We start from the raw sequence: 13,337 nt of genomic DNA on the forward strand, positions 1-13,337 counted from the left end.
CCCTTTAGGCGGTACCGCAAACGTCCTCCTGTCGTGCCATTAACGCAAACACGCCCCAGCCGAGGTATTCCCGCGTGTAGGTCACATGGCGTTCAGGCGCGCTTTTCAGCTCCGCTCGCACCTCCTGCGCAAAGTCATCGTCAGGGTGTTGCTCCAGCCAGCGACGCAGCGTCATCCATTTCGCGGCTTCATATCGGTCCCAGCCTTCCTGGTCTGCCAGCACCATTTCCACCAGGTCATAGCCTTGCTGATCGAAAGAGGCGACGAGGTCGGGCAGGGTGAGAAAGTCTGCGATGGACGAGGCGCCACAGGCCCGAGCCACCTCATCCGTTGCGGGAAGCCGCCGCCAGTAAGGTTCGCCGATGAGCATGATTCCCCCGCGCTTAAGGCTTTGTGCCAGCAGGCTCATCGTTCCGGCGACGCCGCCTGCAATCCATGTGGCGCCAATACACGCCGCCACGTCACATTTTTCATCCGCAACGAAACCTGCCGCGTCGTTATGAATAAATTGAACGCGTTCGGCAACGCCCAGTTCCTCTGCGCGCAGTTTGGCCTGCGTAGTAAAGAGCGGGCTCATGTCGATGCCGGTGCCGGTAATCCCGTGGTCACATGCCCAGGTGCAAAGCATCTCTCCCGAGCCGCTGCCGAGATCGAGAATGCGCGTGTCTGGCTTCATGCGTAACACGCGGCCCAGCGTGGCGTACTTTTCTGGCGTAAAGGGGTTATGAATGCGGTGTTCGCTTTCGCTGACGGTAAAAATACGTGGGATATCCATATTCCTCTCCTTAACGATTGTCAGGCTGAGCACGAACGTTGTTCAGCCCGGTGGTATTGATGCGGTAGGGCTGACCCTTAACGGATTTGATCAGCTTTTTAGTTTTGAGTTTTTTAAAGACGGCGAGCGTGCAATCAGACAGCAGCAGCCCTTCGCGGCTGTAGCATTCCACGGCGGTGACGCGGCCGGACGTATCGCGGACGTGCACAATACGGCCACCTTTGGCGAGAACGTGTAAGGTACGTTGTTCCTGACGGGATAAATTCATACTGGAAAACCTGTTTAATCATCATGTGCAAAACGTGCAAACACACAGCGGTGCCCGCATTCGATTTCGGCGCATTGATAATCAGTCCGGCCTGAAAGGTCGGGGAGCTGATTATCGGATGATGACATTCTCCAGCATCAAAGCCTCGGGTTGAGTTGAAAGGTATTTACGGGGCGAATGGTAACAGCTGGTGAGGGGATGTGAATACCCACGGCTGAAAAGTGTGATCCCGGTGGGATCACGCTGCACCGCTTTTTATTTTTTTGTCGACTTCAGCCTGCGGTTTTCCGAACAGATAGCCCTGCACGAGGTCGCAGCCAAGCGCCTGAAGACGTTCAAGCTGAGCTTCGGTTTCGACACCTTCTGCAATGACCCTCATATTTAGACTCTTCGCCATACCGGCGATCAGCTTAACGATATTCAGCGCTTCATCTTGCGTGGATATGGGATTCACAAAGGATTTATCTATTTTGATTTTATCAAAGTTGAGTTCACTGAGCCGTGAGAGCGATGAATACCCGGTACCGAAATCATCGATCGAAATTCTTACCCCCAGCGATCTGAGCTTTTTGAGAATAGTGACTGGCGTGTTGCTGTCACTGAAGAGTGAAGACTCGGTGACTTCTAACTCAAGGCGATTGGCCGGTAGCCCAGTCTCTTTCAGAATAGACTGCACCATCGCCGTAAAGGATTTCGTGCCTAACTGAACAGGCGAGACGTTCACCGAGATCCGTGCCGGAACCGCCCAGGAAACGGCCTCCCGGCAGGCAAGCTCAAGCACATTTTTACCGATCTCATTGATCATCCCTGTTTTTTCAGCAACAGAGATAAAGTAATCCGGCGACAGTATTCCTTTCTGCGGATGTATCCAGCGAATAAGCGCTTCATAGCCGTAAATATCATTGCTGAATGCATCGACAATAGGCTGGTAATACACAACAAATTCATGGTGATCGAGCGCCAGCGCCATATCATGTTCAAGGGTTCTGCTTTCCTGCAGTTTTTGCAGCATCCACTGACGGAAGACTTTTATCTGCTGCGAGCCCTCTTTTTTGGCTTCGTAGAGGGCGAGATCGGCAAACTTGTAAAGATAATCAGAGCGTCGTTCGTTATCCGATAAAACAATACCCACGCAGGTGGCAATTTTTATCAGCTGGTTATTAATCGTATAGGGCTGGCTGATATGATCGCTGATCTCTTTGGCGCGCGAAACCGCAGCGCTTTCCGTCAGGCCGCTGGAGAGAAGGGCAAACTCGTCGCCACCCAAACGGTAAAACGTATCCGTCGCACTGCTCATTGAGGTAAGGCGGCGGGAGACCTGGTTCAGCAGTAAATCTCCGGCATCATGACCATAGGTATCGTTGACCTCTTTAAACCGGTCTAAATCAAATAACATCACCGTGACGGGGATATGGTTTTTATCCGCCTGAAGATTAATTTTGTTGAGATCGTCCCAGAAGAAAAGGCGGTTTTTCATACCGGTCAGGGAATCATGATAAACATCATACTCCAGCTTCGCGTTCTGAATCTGCAGCGTTTCTTTTGATATCTGTAGTTCGTCAGCCAGGCTTTTAACCTGCATATGGGCTTTGAGAATGTTTTTATTCTGGTAGATCATTAAAAAGCCCAGAATAAAGCTTAATATCACCAGAAGTAATGAAAGCGCGGAGTAAATATAATACAGGATTTGGATTTTTCTGTTTGATTCATTAACTGTATTAATATCTTTTGTTAATGCCGTGGCCGAAAGTTGGCTGAGCGGCGCATCAAGCATATGCATATTTTTCAGGTATGCCTGTAACTCCGGATGGCTCATTTTTTCGAGATTGCCATCCAGATACGCCAGTATTTTCTCTAAACGCGAAGCGAGTTCCTGGTGCATTTTATCGCTGTCAATATAGCGACCTAAATCCCCGCCGTTCATTAAATCGCTCTGGCTTAGCATAATTTCAAGACGCATGCGGACCTGGTCTATCGTAACGTCATCGGTATCGGTTGCGTATAGACCAAGCCATGATTCAAATCGGTAATACTCTGATACCAGTTGAGCCACGGACCAGGACTCGGTGTATTGAGTCAGTTTTTGCAACTCCTGCTGTCGATCGTAAACAAGGAATGCAATATATCCTGTCGTGATAAAAAGAGAAAAAATGATACCAACCAGTATCCTGTTCATTATGTTCTCCTGAACTGCTACTCAATCTTCATTTTGCTAACCTGCCATGCTGAACGCGAATAATAAATTTGATTATTCAACTCAGGAAGACTGTCATAAGGGTAAACAATGAACGACGGGCCTTTGTCGCGGATGCGCATATATTCGCCATTGACCTTTAAGGCAAGTATGGCGTTGTATTTTTTGAAGTCGCTAAGAGGGATGACGGTAGAGTAATCATTGAGCGCAATGACGTTAACGTTAGTACCCTTTGCCCCCACATAATCCATGAGTTTTCTCATAGGGACACCCTCAAACTTTGTACGTCCGTTATACCAGGGCGATGTCGTCTCGAAACTCACCATCCCTAGTTTTTCAAGGCTGGCGAGATCAAACACTGCTTTTCCCTCTTCGTTGGTATTTTCTATATTACCGTAAATCGTCAAAATAGGTTTTCCAACAGGTTTTGGCAGTTCACCTGCCCAGGCTAAAGTTGGCACCAGACAGCACAACAGCATTAAGGTTAATCTCATTTTGACCCCCCACTTTTTTAACGAAGTATATGAATTATAATTTAGTTATCACAGTAGTTTACATATTTTGTTGAGTAGCGGTTGTTACTGCACGTTTAGTTTAGTAAAAACCATTAAAAACAATGGGTTGGGTGGTTTTAGGGTAGGGTGTTTGATTTGTGGATGGTGCTACTGAAATTTTGAGACAAACTAACGTTACTTGAATAAGCTCTTTTGCGTTTAAAAAATAATCGTTTTAAATGAGCGTTATTTTCTCACGACACAGATTTTACCTGTCCGTCACAGCTAAAAAAGCGCCACCCATTGGGTGGCGCAGCCATATTAGCGAGTGTTCATCGGCGGGTTCGTGTCCTGTCGCAAGCGCCACAGATCGTACCGTTCATGGCCTGGTTTGACCATTCCAGCGAAGTGGTCATTAAGGCTACTTGATGTGAAGATCAGGTCACCGTCCGGGCGAATAGCCGGTGTGTCTGGCCACTTTATGGCTTCATTTGCAGCAATAAGTAACATTTTACGGGTCTTCGGATCATATCTGACAATGCCGTTACGGGTGACATCTGTAATATAGAGGTAGCCTTTTGCATCGGTCACCAAACCGTCAGTATTACCTCCCACCGTGCCCAGATTCTGAATTTGAGCGGCAATCTGCGCATCAGTTGAATCATGTTGCTTCAGCACGGCAGTGGGCACCGCGTATGCATGTGTTCCCGTCGTCACCGTCCAGTACAATGTTTCTGCATCGGGAGACAGCGCAATACCGTTGATACCAATCAATAGCGGTTTACCTGGCCATACCTCCGCGCCATGGGAAATGACGTTTACCCCCGGTTCAATCTGCAGGGCAGGGTGACTATTCAGCACGCGTCGGGCTGTGCCGGTGGCGAAATCCACGACGATCAGGCCGACACGGTTTTCAGGCGCACTGCGCGACCCGCTGTCGGAAATGTATGCGATACGATGATTCTCATCGACAACGACATCGTTAAGGAAACTTGCCTTACGGTCGGCCACGCCGTCCAGGGGGATACGTTTAACCGTTCGGCCCGAGTCGAGATCCAGTACGACCAATTTCTGCGAGCCTGAAGGGGATTCCGTTTCTCCCGCGATGAACCCCATATCCAGCGCCCATAACCAGCCGTTTTTACGATCAACATAAAAGCCGAGCACGTTGCGCAGGTTCTGATCGGGAGCGGAATCAACCGCATTACGCTCGCGGGACGGAAATGCTGTCAGGCGCGCGGGTCCGGACTGAGGATCGGTGTCGAGAATATTCAACGTGGCGGGGGCGCTGGCTGAAATCAGTCGGGGCGTGCTGACAAAGGCCCGACCCTTTGCATCAAAGTGAATGCCTGCTAAGGGGGCATTCACCGACCCGGAAAACACGGCTGGCATTTGCACGTTTTCAGGTTTATCCCAGCTTACGCCTGAGTAGCTGCGCCAGTGCTCAAGAGGCATCTGATCCGCCGCGCTGGCACAGCTTGCGAAAGAGAACAATGCCGCCATTGCAATGGCGGGGAAAGTACCGATACGGTAGGACATACATGCTCCGGTGATGTGAGTAAGACGCGGTTTCTTAATGCGGTATCAAAGAATGGAGCGGAACGTTCCGCCTTCGACGCGTACCGCAGCCCCGTTTGATGCCGCGCCGAGTGGGCTTGCCAGTAGCGCGACCATAGCGGCTATCTCGTCAGCCTCGATCATTCGCGCGATCAGCGAACTGGGGCGGTAGGTCTGGAAGAAATGCGCTTCAATCTGCTGGTCTGTCATGCCAGGTTCAGGCGCTGTCTGGCGCAGGTAATCAATGATTCCGTCAGAGCGGGTTGCCGATGGCAGTACGCTGTTGACCGTTACGCCGGTACCCTTCGTCAGCTCTGCCATTCCTCGCGATACGGCGAGTTGAGCTGATTTGCTGACGCCGTAATGCACCATGTCTGGCGGCGTGAAAGCGCCAACTTCGCTGGACATAAAAATCACCCGGCCCCAGTTGCGTGCTAGCATGCGTGGGAAGTAATGCCGTGAAAGACGAACGCCTGACATCACGTTAATGTTGAACATGCGTAGCCATTCCTCGTCGGTGATATCAGCGAAAGGGGTGGCTTCATAAAAACCCAGGTTATTGATAAGAATATCGGTATCCGTACAGGCCTTAATCAGCGCTTCTGCACCTTCAGCGTTCGCCAGATCGGCGACAATGGCTGATACCCGGGCCTGGGGAGCTGCCTGAGCAATTTTCGCTACCGCATTGTGCAGTTTTTCCCGATCGCGTCCGGTAATCGTGACGGCAACACCTTCGCGCGCAAGAGTACTGGCGATAGCCAGCCCAATGCCTGCGGTGGCCCCTGTAACAAGTGCTGTCTTACCGTTGAGTTGAAGATCCATCGTTTTTGCCTTTTGGTAACAAGTGCGGCTACTTTACTCATCGCTCAAACGGAGATAAATTAGCGAAAATGAAAAACATTTGTTCCTGAAAGAGCAAGATGAGCAGAAAATTCGATTATCTCGGCGATGTTGAGGTCTTCATTACTGTTGTTGAACATGGCTCATTTACCGCTGCAGCGGTCGCCCTTTCAACCACGCCCTCAGTGTTGAGTCGTGCGGTCTCCCGCCTTGAAGTGCGTCTTGGACGACAGCTATTGCAACGCACCACACGTCGTGTGGGGCTAACGGAAGCCGGACGGATTTATCTTGAGCAGGCGCGTTCTGCTTTTTCCCTGCTTGATGACGCCGAACGCGATGGCCGGGGGCAGGAGGGGGATCTGACTGGCCGGGTACGGATCAGCGTCCCGACCACCTATGGGCATTATTGTCTGCCGCCCTTGCTGGCCCGCTTTTCCCAACAGTTTCCGCGCGTTCAGGTGGAGCTGAACATTACCAATCGCAATGTCGACCTGATCGCTGAGGGATTCGACCTGGCTATTCGCCTGGGTCAAATGCCTGACAGTGGATTCGTCGCGCGTAAATTGCAGGATGCGGCACTGCTGTTGGTTGCTTCACCCGCTTACCTTCATCGCATGGGAATGCCGCAGACGCTCGATGAACTGCGGCAGCATATGTGCCTGCCTTTTATTATGCCGCGTACCGGCCGTATTGCGCCCTGGGTATTTCGCGTGGATGAGCGGGATGTTGACTGGCAGACAGATTCAACCATCGAGATTTCAGATGATGTCCTTGGCGTGGTTTCGCTGGCTGAACATGGAATAGGGGTCTGTCAGAGCTACGAATTCATTGTCCGCGAGAAGATACAGCGCGGCCAGTTAGTTGAGATACTTCCGCAACTTCGTGGACGATCGCGACCTTTCTCGCTCATCTATGCGCCCCATCGACGCCAGTCAGCAGCCACACGGGCCATGATTGATCTTCTGGCGTCAGAACAATGACATGAACATCATGCGTCATGAATAAGAGTCTAACCTTAACCCGCTTCCAGCATCCCAAAACTCACAATCCGCGCCCGGCCCAGCTCTTTCGCCCGGTATAAGGCGACATCCGCGGCGCGCAGCAGGTTGTCGCTCTGGGCATGCTCTGGATAGCTGGCAATACCAATCGAGACATCCACCGGCCCAATCTCTGAGAGGCCGTAACGAAGCGACAGCTCACGCACACCGTCATAAATTTTCTGCGCACAGGCATGCGCTTCTGCTTCTCCGGCGCCGGGAAGCAGTACCAGAAATTCCTCCCCCCCGAAGCGAAAGGCCAGCCCGCTGTCATGCCCGGCCCGCTGAACAATCAGCGCCACGCTTTTAATGACCAGGTCTCCGGCCTCATGGCCGAAACGGTCATTAATGCTCTTGAAGTGATCGATGTCGATCATCAGGCAGCTAACCGGTTCATCGTTACGCATGGCTTGTGCCATCTGGGTGTGCAGGGTGTCTTCCAGATGATGGCGATTACGCAGGCCGGTGAGCGGGTCAAACAGGGCTTTTTCCAGTAACGCGTCGCGCAGACGTTGGTTCGCCAGCGCCAGTCCTAGCGCCTCAGCCATCAGTTCAAGATACGGGCGGGAAGGGGCATTGTCCGCGTTGGTGTTCTGGAAAGAGAGCAAGCCAATGGCCTCCCCCTGGGCGATAAGCGGCACGCACAGCGCGCTGTTCGTCGTCTCTTCCTGCAGGTGATAGCAGGCGATATCCGGCTCACCGTTGACCGGCGGATGGCTCTGACCACGACGCACGGCCCAGCACTCGTCAGGGTGGAACGTCGTCTCGTCACCCACCGGCGCAAGCCATTGCGCGACGCAGCGCATCTGCCACGGATCCCGGTCGAGAACGTAGAGTCGGCCAGGGATCCCCGGTGCAATATTGGGCGCAAACAACTCCGCCACGTTAATCACATCGTTTACGTTCTCACATCCCTGCAGCCTCTGGGTCATGCGCGCCAGCAGCTCGCGGATGGCCCAGTCGGCATCGCGCTCTTTTTCCAGACGCTGGCGCGCAAGGCCGTTTTCACGGAAGATGCGGATGGCCTGCGCCATATCGCCGATCTCATCAATCTGGTTGAAGTTGGGCGTTTCCACCGCGTAGTCCTGTGATGCCAGGCGGTGCACCACGTCGCTCAGGCGCACGACCGGACGCAGCACGCGGCGTTTTAATATAAAGCCAAGCACAAACAGGAACAGCAGGGCGGTGAGGCCAACCATCAACTCAGAGGCCGTTCGCAGCGCTTTCGATTTTTTTGTCGCCTCCCGTACGGACGTGATTACACGTTTGTCGAGTATCTGGCGAAAGTGATCGATCTGGTTCTGGGCGCGCTCAAGCTCTTGCTCATAAGAGGCACCATAGAGCAGGGCGATGGCCTGAGCGTCTTCACCCCGCGCCGTGTTCGCCAGGGCCATTTGCTGTTCGTCCTGCAGCTCATCAACAATCTTTAAGCCTTTATGCAGCAGGGCAAGCTCGTCATCCGATGCGCCAGCGTCCTGCAGTTTTTCCAGCTTCAGCTCGATGTGCTTCAGGCTATTCTCTGACTGGTTATACTCTTTGAGGATTTGAGGATCTTTTTTGACGACGTACAGGCGTGCTAAATCGGACTGTACCCAGGCATCAGTTTCAATATTTTCCGTCAGCTCATCAAAACGTTGACGCTGTTCAATGGCCTGACGTTCCGCGGTGTCGGCGCCGGAAGCCAGCAGCATGATAATGCCGGACGCAATGGTCAGGCAGACCGTGGCACCATAGGCCCAGTTAGTAATTGTCGCGATTCGCACCTGGTGATCCTTTTACAACATGAAGAGGATGGCGTTCTTCAGATTATAGAAAACGGCTGATTTATGGCGAAAAAAAGGCGGCACAGTGCCGCCTGGTGGGGTCTATATCGTCACATCCTTACAAATCTGGAGGGTTTTTTCCCTCTTCAATGAAATCGGCATCCAGCTCTTCAGCATTTCCTTCGTGGTCGCGGCCGGAGAAGAGGTTCCAGCAGGCGATAAACAGCGCGGCAATCAGCGGCCCAATGACAAAGCCATTAATGCCGTACAGCTCCATGCCGCCGAGGGTGGAGATCAGTATCAGATAGTCCGGCATTTTGGTGTCTTTACCCACCAGCAGCGGTCGCAGGATGTTGTCCACCAGTCCGACGACAATCACAAAGAAGCCGACAATGAACAGCCCCTGCCAGATCTGGTGCGTGGCGAACAGGAAGATGGCGGCAGGGACCCAGACAATCGCCGAACCGATGGCGGGTACCAGCGAGAGGAAAGCCATCAGCGCGCCCCAGAGGACGCTCCCGTCGAGGCCCACAATGGCAAACGCAATCCCGCCGAGTATGCCCTGGACCACCGCCACCGCCGCCGTGCCTTTTACCGTGGCACGCGATACGCCGACAAATTTAGCGAACAGGTGTTGTTTGGCGAAATCAGACAGGGGCAGGGAGTCGAGGATCTGGCGCACCAGATACGGTCCGTCTTTCAGCAGGAAGAACAGCAGATAAAGCATGATGCCGAAGCTAATCGCAAAGCCAAACGTACCTTTGCCGATCAGAAACGCGCTACCCGCCAGATACTGCCCGCCCTGCAGCGCAACATCGGAGAGTTTTTTCTGGATCTGCGCCGCGTTGTTCAGGTTGTGATCCGCGAGGAAGCCGCTGGCCCAGTCCGGCAGGTGGTTAAAGATGCTCGCCACCACTTCCGGGAACTGCGTGTTGTTCTCCTGAAGCTTGGTGTACACCACGTTCAGCTCAATGGCGAGTGAGGAGAGGATCACCATCAGCGGAATAAAGACGATCAGGCAGATAATGCCGATGGTCAGCAGCGAGGCCAGCCCGTTGCGATCCCCCAGCGCGGTGCGCAGCTTGTTTTTTACCGGGTTAAAAATCACGGTCAGAATAGCGGCCCACAGTATTGCGGAGAAGTAGGGCGACAGCACGTCGAAGAAGGCCCAGGTCACAAGGGCGAGGATGAAAATAAAGAAACCTTTGGTCAGTCCGTTAAAGCGCATCAGTCATTCCTGGTTACTAAGAAACTGTTCGACTATAGAACTGATTGTGAGAATTACCAACCTTTGCGCCTTACCTGTTCTGTGGACAGTGTTGCGGTATGAATCCACTCTTCACGGATCCCACTTTCGACTGACCGAAGATCGTCTCTTCCCGCACCATGATATACATATCAGCTTGCGGAGGTGCTTATGGCCTGGCGTCCTTTTCTCTATGTCATCCTGACATCCCACCCCAGACTCAGTGCGCGGCGCGCTCGTTTGCGTCTGGTCATCTAGCTTTTTATTAACAATCGCGGTATAACACCTTCTTTGGATGTTTAGATGTCCATACGTATAGAAGGTAATATGCAAACACAACAAGAAAATGGGCAGCTGAAGCGCACCATGAAAACACGCCACCTGATTATGCTCTCGCTGGGCGGCGTGATTGGGACTGGGTTATTTTTTAATACGGGCTATATCATTTCCACGACCGGGGCGGCGGGCACGCTGCTGGCATACCTGATTGGCGCGCTGGTGGTCTGGCTGGTGATGCAGTGTCTTGGTGAGCTTTCCGTGGCGATGCCGGAAACCGGCGCGTTCCACGTCTATGCCGCCCGTTATCTTGGCCCGGCGACGGGCTACACCGTGGCGTGGCTCTACTGGCTCACCTGGACGGTGGCGCTCGGGTCGAGCTTTACCGCCGCCGGGTTCTGCATGCAGTACTGGTTCCCGCAGGTGCCCGTCTGGACGTGGTGCGTGGTCTTCTGCGTGGTGATTTTTGGCCTTAACGTCATCTCCACGCGCTTCTTTGCTGAAGGCGAATTCTGGTTCTCGCTGGTGAAAGTTATCACCATCATCGCCTTTATTATCCTCGGCGGGGCGGCGGTCTTTGGCTTTATCCCGATGCAGGACGGTTCTCCTGCGCCGGGGTTAAGCAACATTACCGCTGAGGGCTGGTTCCCGCACGGCGGCCTGCCGATCCTGATGACCATGGTGGCGGTGAACTTTGCCTTCTCCGGCACCGAACTTATTGGTATCGCGGCGGGCGAAACCCAAAATCCGCACAAGGTCATTCCGGTCGCAATCCGCACCACCATCGCGCGGCTGATTATCTTTTTTATCGGCACCGTGTTTGTACTGGCGGCGCTGATCCCGATGCAGCAGGCGGGCGTGGAAAAGAGTCCGTTCGTGCTGGTGTTTGAGAAGGTCGGTATTCCTTACGCGGCAGATATCTTTAACTTCGTGATCCTGACGGCGATCCTCTCGGCGGCCAACTCCGGGCTGTACGCCTCCGGGCGCATGCTGTGGTCGCTCTCTAACGAAAAAACGTTGCCGCGCTGCTTTGCCCGGGTGAACAAAAATGGTGTGCCGTTGACGGCGCTTTCGGTTTCCATGCTCGGTGGCGTGCTGGCGCTGTTCTCAAGCGTTATCGCCCCGGACACGGTGTTTGTCGCGCTCTCGGCCATTTCCGGCTTTGCGGTGGTGGCGGTCTGGATCAGCATCTGCGCGTCGCACTTCGTTTTCCGTCGCCGACATCTGCAGTCCGGCCAGCCGCTCTCTGCGTTGCAGTATCGTGCGCCGTGGTATCCGCTGGTGCCGGTACTCGGTTTTATTCTCTGCGTGGTTGCCTGTGTCGGCCTGTGGTTTGACCCGAGCCAGCGTATTGCCCTTTATTGCGGGCTTCCGTTTGTCGCCCTGTGTTATGGTGCGTACTACCTGACCCGAAATATGACATCGCAGGAGCCTGAACATGTCGCAGAATAATCCGCTTACCGCCCTTCTCGAAAAACAGCCGTTTGTGGTGCTGGATGGGGCGATGGCAACGGAGCTGGAAGCGCGCGGGTGTAACCTTGCAGACAGCCTCTGGTCTGCCAAAGTGTTGGTAGAAAACCCGGAACTTATCCGCGAAGTGCATCTTGATTATTACCGCGCAGGGGCGCAGGTGGCGATCACTGCCAGCTACCAGGCCACGCCCGCGGGCTTCGCGGCACGCGGGCTGGACGAGGCACAGTCCCGGGCGTTGATTGGCAAAAGCGTGGAACTGGCGCGTAAGGCGCGCGAAGCGTATCTGGCTGAAAACCCGCACGCAGGTACGCTGCTGGTGGCAGGCTCCGTGGGGCCGTACGGCGCGTATCTGGCGGATGGTTCGGAATATCGCGGCGACTACGTGCGCAGCGCCGAGGCGTTTACCGCCTTCCACCGCCCGCGTGTGGAAGCGCTGCTGGATGCGGGGGCTGACCTGCTGGCCTGCGAAACGCTGCCTTCGTTTGGGGAAATTAAGGCGCTGGCGGCGCTTCTGGCCGAGTATCCTCGCGCCCGGGCGTGGTTCTCGTTTACCCTGCGTGATAGCGAGCACCTGAGCGACGGCACGCCGCTGCGTGAGGTGGTCGACGTGCTGGCAAACTCCCCGCACATTGTCGCGCTGGGCATCAACTGCATCGCCCTGGAAAACACCACCGCGGCGTTGAAACATCTGCAAAGCCTGACGGCGCTGCCGCTGGTGGTCTACCCGAACTCGGGCGAGCACTATGATGCGGTGACTAAAACCTGGCACCACCACGGCGAAGCGTGCGAGACGCTGGCGGGCTATTTGCCACAGTGGCTGGCGGCTGGAGCGAAATTAATCGGTGGATGCTGTCGCACCACACCGAAGGATATTGCTGAGCTAAACGCAAAGCGCTGACTTCTCTGCCGGGTGGCGGCTACGCCTTACCCGGCCTATATATGAGGGTTTCCGTGTAAATTTTTTAACCAGAAGCCATTCAATTTTATAATGTGAAATGAATAACTTACAGCGATGCTCTGGTCCGGCTGTAAATCGCCGAAGCGTTTCCGTAAGGCCGGGGCGAGGCGCACGGATGTGCCGAGAGGGCGTGGCCTGCAGGGATGCAGGCTCATGCCCGACCCGATAGCCTGAAGGAATAAGCTGAGGGCACCGCGAAGCGGCGATTTACCGCCGGGAGCCCGGGTCGCCAGGGTGGTGGCGATTGAGCCACCCTGGCACGTTCACCGGTCATGCCGTCACAGAGTGGCAAGGAACATTAAGTGAACGGAATGACCACTACAGCCGTATGTTCCCCTCACCCTAACCCTCTCCCCGAAGGGGCGAGGGAATTGTTCACTGCTCGCATTTAATTGCGGGGATACATCAGCCCACAGGGAGAGGGGAAAAAACGAATCGCACAAAACCAACTATCCT

11 protein-coding genes are annotated in these 13,337 nt (G+C 54.1%); 3 read left to right on the forward strand and 8 right to left on the reverse strand.

Annotated features, from left to right (window positions below; all coding sequences use genetic code 11):
• Nucleotides 1–4: 4 nt before the first annotated feature.
• The 6 genes from BFV64_RS04535 to BFV64_RS04560 all read right to left on the reverse strand — a co-directional run bounded on the left by BFV64_RS04535 (nucleotide 5) and on the right by BFV64_RS04560 (nucleotide 6,110).
• Entirely contained in the window at nucleotides 5–775 is a 771-nt protein-coding gene (locus tag BFV64_RS04535) for an SAM-dependent methyltransferase (RefSeq protein ID WP_069601770.1), read from the reverse strand.
• Nucleotides 776–785: 10 nt separating this feature from the next.
• A complete protein-coding gene (locus BFV64_RS04540; RefSeq protein ID WP_014882706.1) occupies nucleotides 786–1,043 on the reverse strand; it encodes a YjhX family toxin in 258 nt (85 codons plus the stop codon).
• Nucleotides 1,044–1,281: 238 nt separating this feature from the next.
• A complete protein-coding gene (locus BFV64_RS04545; protein ID WP_058691185.1) occupies nucleotides 1,282–3,219 on the reverse strand; it encodes a putative bifunctional diguanylate cyclase/phosphodiesterase in 1,938 nt (645 codons plus the stop codon).
• A gap of 17 nt (nucleotides 3,220–3,236) precedes the next feature.
• Nucleotides 3,237–3,731, reverse strand: coding sequence for a putative pterin-binding protein (locus tag BFV64_RS04550; protein ID WP_032628721.1), 495 nt, complete (start codon nucleotides 3,729–3,731; stop codon nucleotides 3,237–3,239).
• 321 nt (nucleotides 3,732–4,052) lie between these two features.
• Entirely contained in the window at nucleotides 4,053–5,270 is a 1,218-nt protein-coding gene (locus tag BFV64_RS04555; protein ID WP_045281704.1) for an L-dopachrome tautomerase-related protein, read from the reverse strand.
• 45 nt (nucleotides 5,271–5,315) lie between these two features.
• Nucleotides 5,316–6,110 carry an SDR family NAD(P)-dependent oxidoreductase gene (locus BFV64_RS04560; protein WP_023332201.1) on the reverse strand — a complete coding sequence of 265 codons (795 nt, stop codon included), beginning with the start codon at nucleotides 6,108–6,110 and terminating at the stop codon, nucleotides 5,316–5,318.
• Nucleotides 6,111–6,208: 98 nt separating this feature from the next.
• On the opposite strand from BFV64_RS04560, the gene BFV64_RS04565 reads away from it, so the two are divergent.
• Nucleotides 6,209–7,108 (forward strand): LysR family transcriptional regulator, encoded by a 900-nt coding sequence (locus BFV64_RS04565; protein ID WP_045281703.1) that lies wholly within the window; start codon nucleotides 6,209–6,211, stop codon nucleotides 7,106–7,108.
• 35 nt (nucleotides 7,109–7,143) lie between these two features.
• On the opposite strand, the gene BFV64_RS04570 is transcribed toward BFV64_RS04565, so the two are convergent.
• Nucleotides 7,144–8,928 carry a diguanylate cyclase gene (locus BFV64_RS04570; RefSeq protein WP_069601771.1) on the reverse strand — a complete coding sequence of 595 codons (1,785 nt, stop codon included), beginning with the start codon at nucleotides 8,926–8,928 and terminating at the stop codon, nucleotides 7,144–7,146.
• Nucleotides 8,929–9,046: 118 nt separating this feature from the next.
• The gene (locus tag BFV64_RS04575) at nucleotides 9,047–10,156 is read right to left on the reverse strand and encodes an AI-2E family transporter (protein WP_014882713.1); all 1,110 of its coding nucleotides are present in this window, start codon (nucleotides 10,154–10,156) and stop codon (nucleotides 9,047–9,049) included.
• Nucleotides 10,157–10,501: 345 nt separating this feature from the next.
• Between BFV64_RS04575 and mmuP the strand changes: the two genes are divergently transcribed.
• Both mmuP and mmuM read left to right on the forward strand, forming a co-directional pair.
• Entirely contained in the window at nucleotides 10,502–11,902 is a 1,401-nt protein-coding gene (gene mmuP, locus BFV64_RS04580; protein ID WP_014882714.1) for an S-methylmethionine permease, read from the forward strand.
• On the forward strand, nucleotides 11,889–12,821 hold the full coding sequence (mmuM, locus tag BFV64_RS04585) for a homocysteine S-methyltransferase (protein WP_032637374.1): 933 nt from the start codon (nucleotides 11,889–11,891) through the stop codon (nucleotides 12,819–12,821). The genes mmuP and mmuM overlap by 14 nt, the downstream gene beginning before the upstream one ends.
• The last annotated feature ends 516 nt before the right edge of the window (nucleotides 12,822–13,337 follow it).

Source organism: Enterobacter kobei, from assembly GCF_001729765.1.
GTDB classification, from domain to species: Bacteria; Pseudomonadota; Gammaproteobacteria; order Enterobacterales; family Enterobacteriaceae; genus Enterobacter; species Enterobacter kobei.

What these genes read in the sequence shown, in the direction of transcription:
- BFV64_RS04535 (WP_069601770.1), bottom strand. Translation starts at nt 775, where the DNA reads ATGGATATCCCACGTATTTTTACCGTCAGCGAAAGCGAACACCGCATT.
- BFV64_RS04540 (WP_014882706.1), bottom strand. Translation starts at nt 1,043, where the DNA reads ATGAATTTATCCCGTCAGGAACAACGTACCTTACACGTTCTCGCCAAA.
- BFV64_RS04545 (WP_058691185.1), bottom strand. Translation starts at nt 3,219, where the DNA reads ATGAACAGGATACTGGTTGGTATCATTTTTTCTCTTTTTATCACGACA.
- BFV64_RS04550 (WP_032628721.1), bottom strand. Translation starts at nt 3,731, where the DNA reads ATGAGATTAACCTTAATGCTGTTGTGCTGTCTGGTGCCAACTTTAGCC.
- BFV64_RS04555 (WP_045281704.1), bottom strand. Translation starts at nt 5,270, where the DNA reads ATGTCCTACCGTATCGGTACTTTCCCCGCCATTGCAATGGCGGCATTG.
- BFV64_RS04560 (WP_023332201.1), bottom strand. Translation starts at nt 6,110, where the DNA reads ATGGATCTTCAACTCAACGGTAAGACAGCACTTGTTACAGGGGCCACC.
- BFV64_RS04565 (WP_045281703.1), top strand. Translation starts at nt 6,209, where the DNA reads ATGAGCAGAAAATTCGATTATCTCGGCGATGTTGAGGTCTTCATTACT.
- BFV64_RS04575 (WP_014882713.1), bottom strand. Translation starts at nt 10,156, where the DNA reads ATGCGCTTTAACGGACTGACCAAAGGTTTCTTTATTTTCATCCTCGCC.
- mmuP (WP_014882714.1), top strand. Translation starts at nt 10,502, where the DNA reads ATGCAAACACAACAAGAAAATGGGCAGCTGAAGCGCACCATGAAAACA.
- mmuM (WP_032637374.1), top strand. Translation starts at nt 11,889, where the DNA reads ATGTCGCAGAATAATCCGCTTACCGCCCTTCTCGAAAAACAGCCGTTT.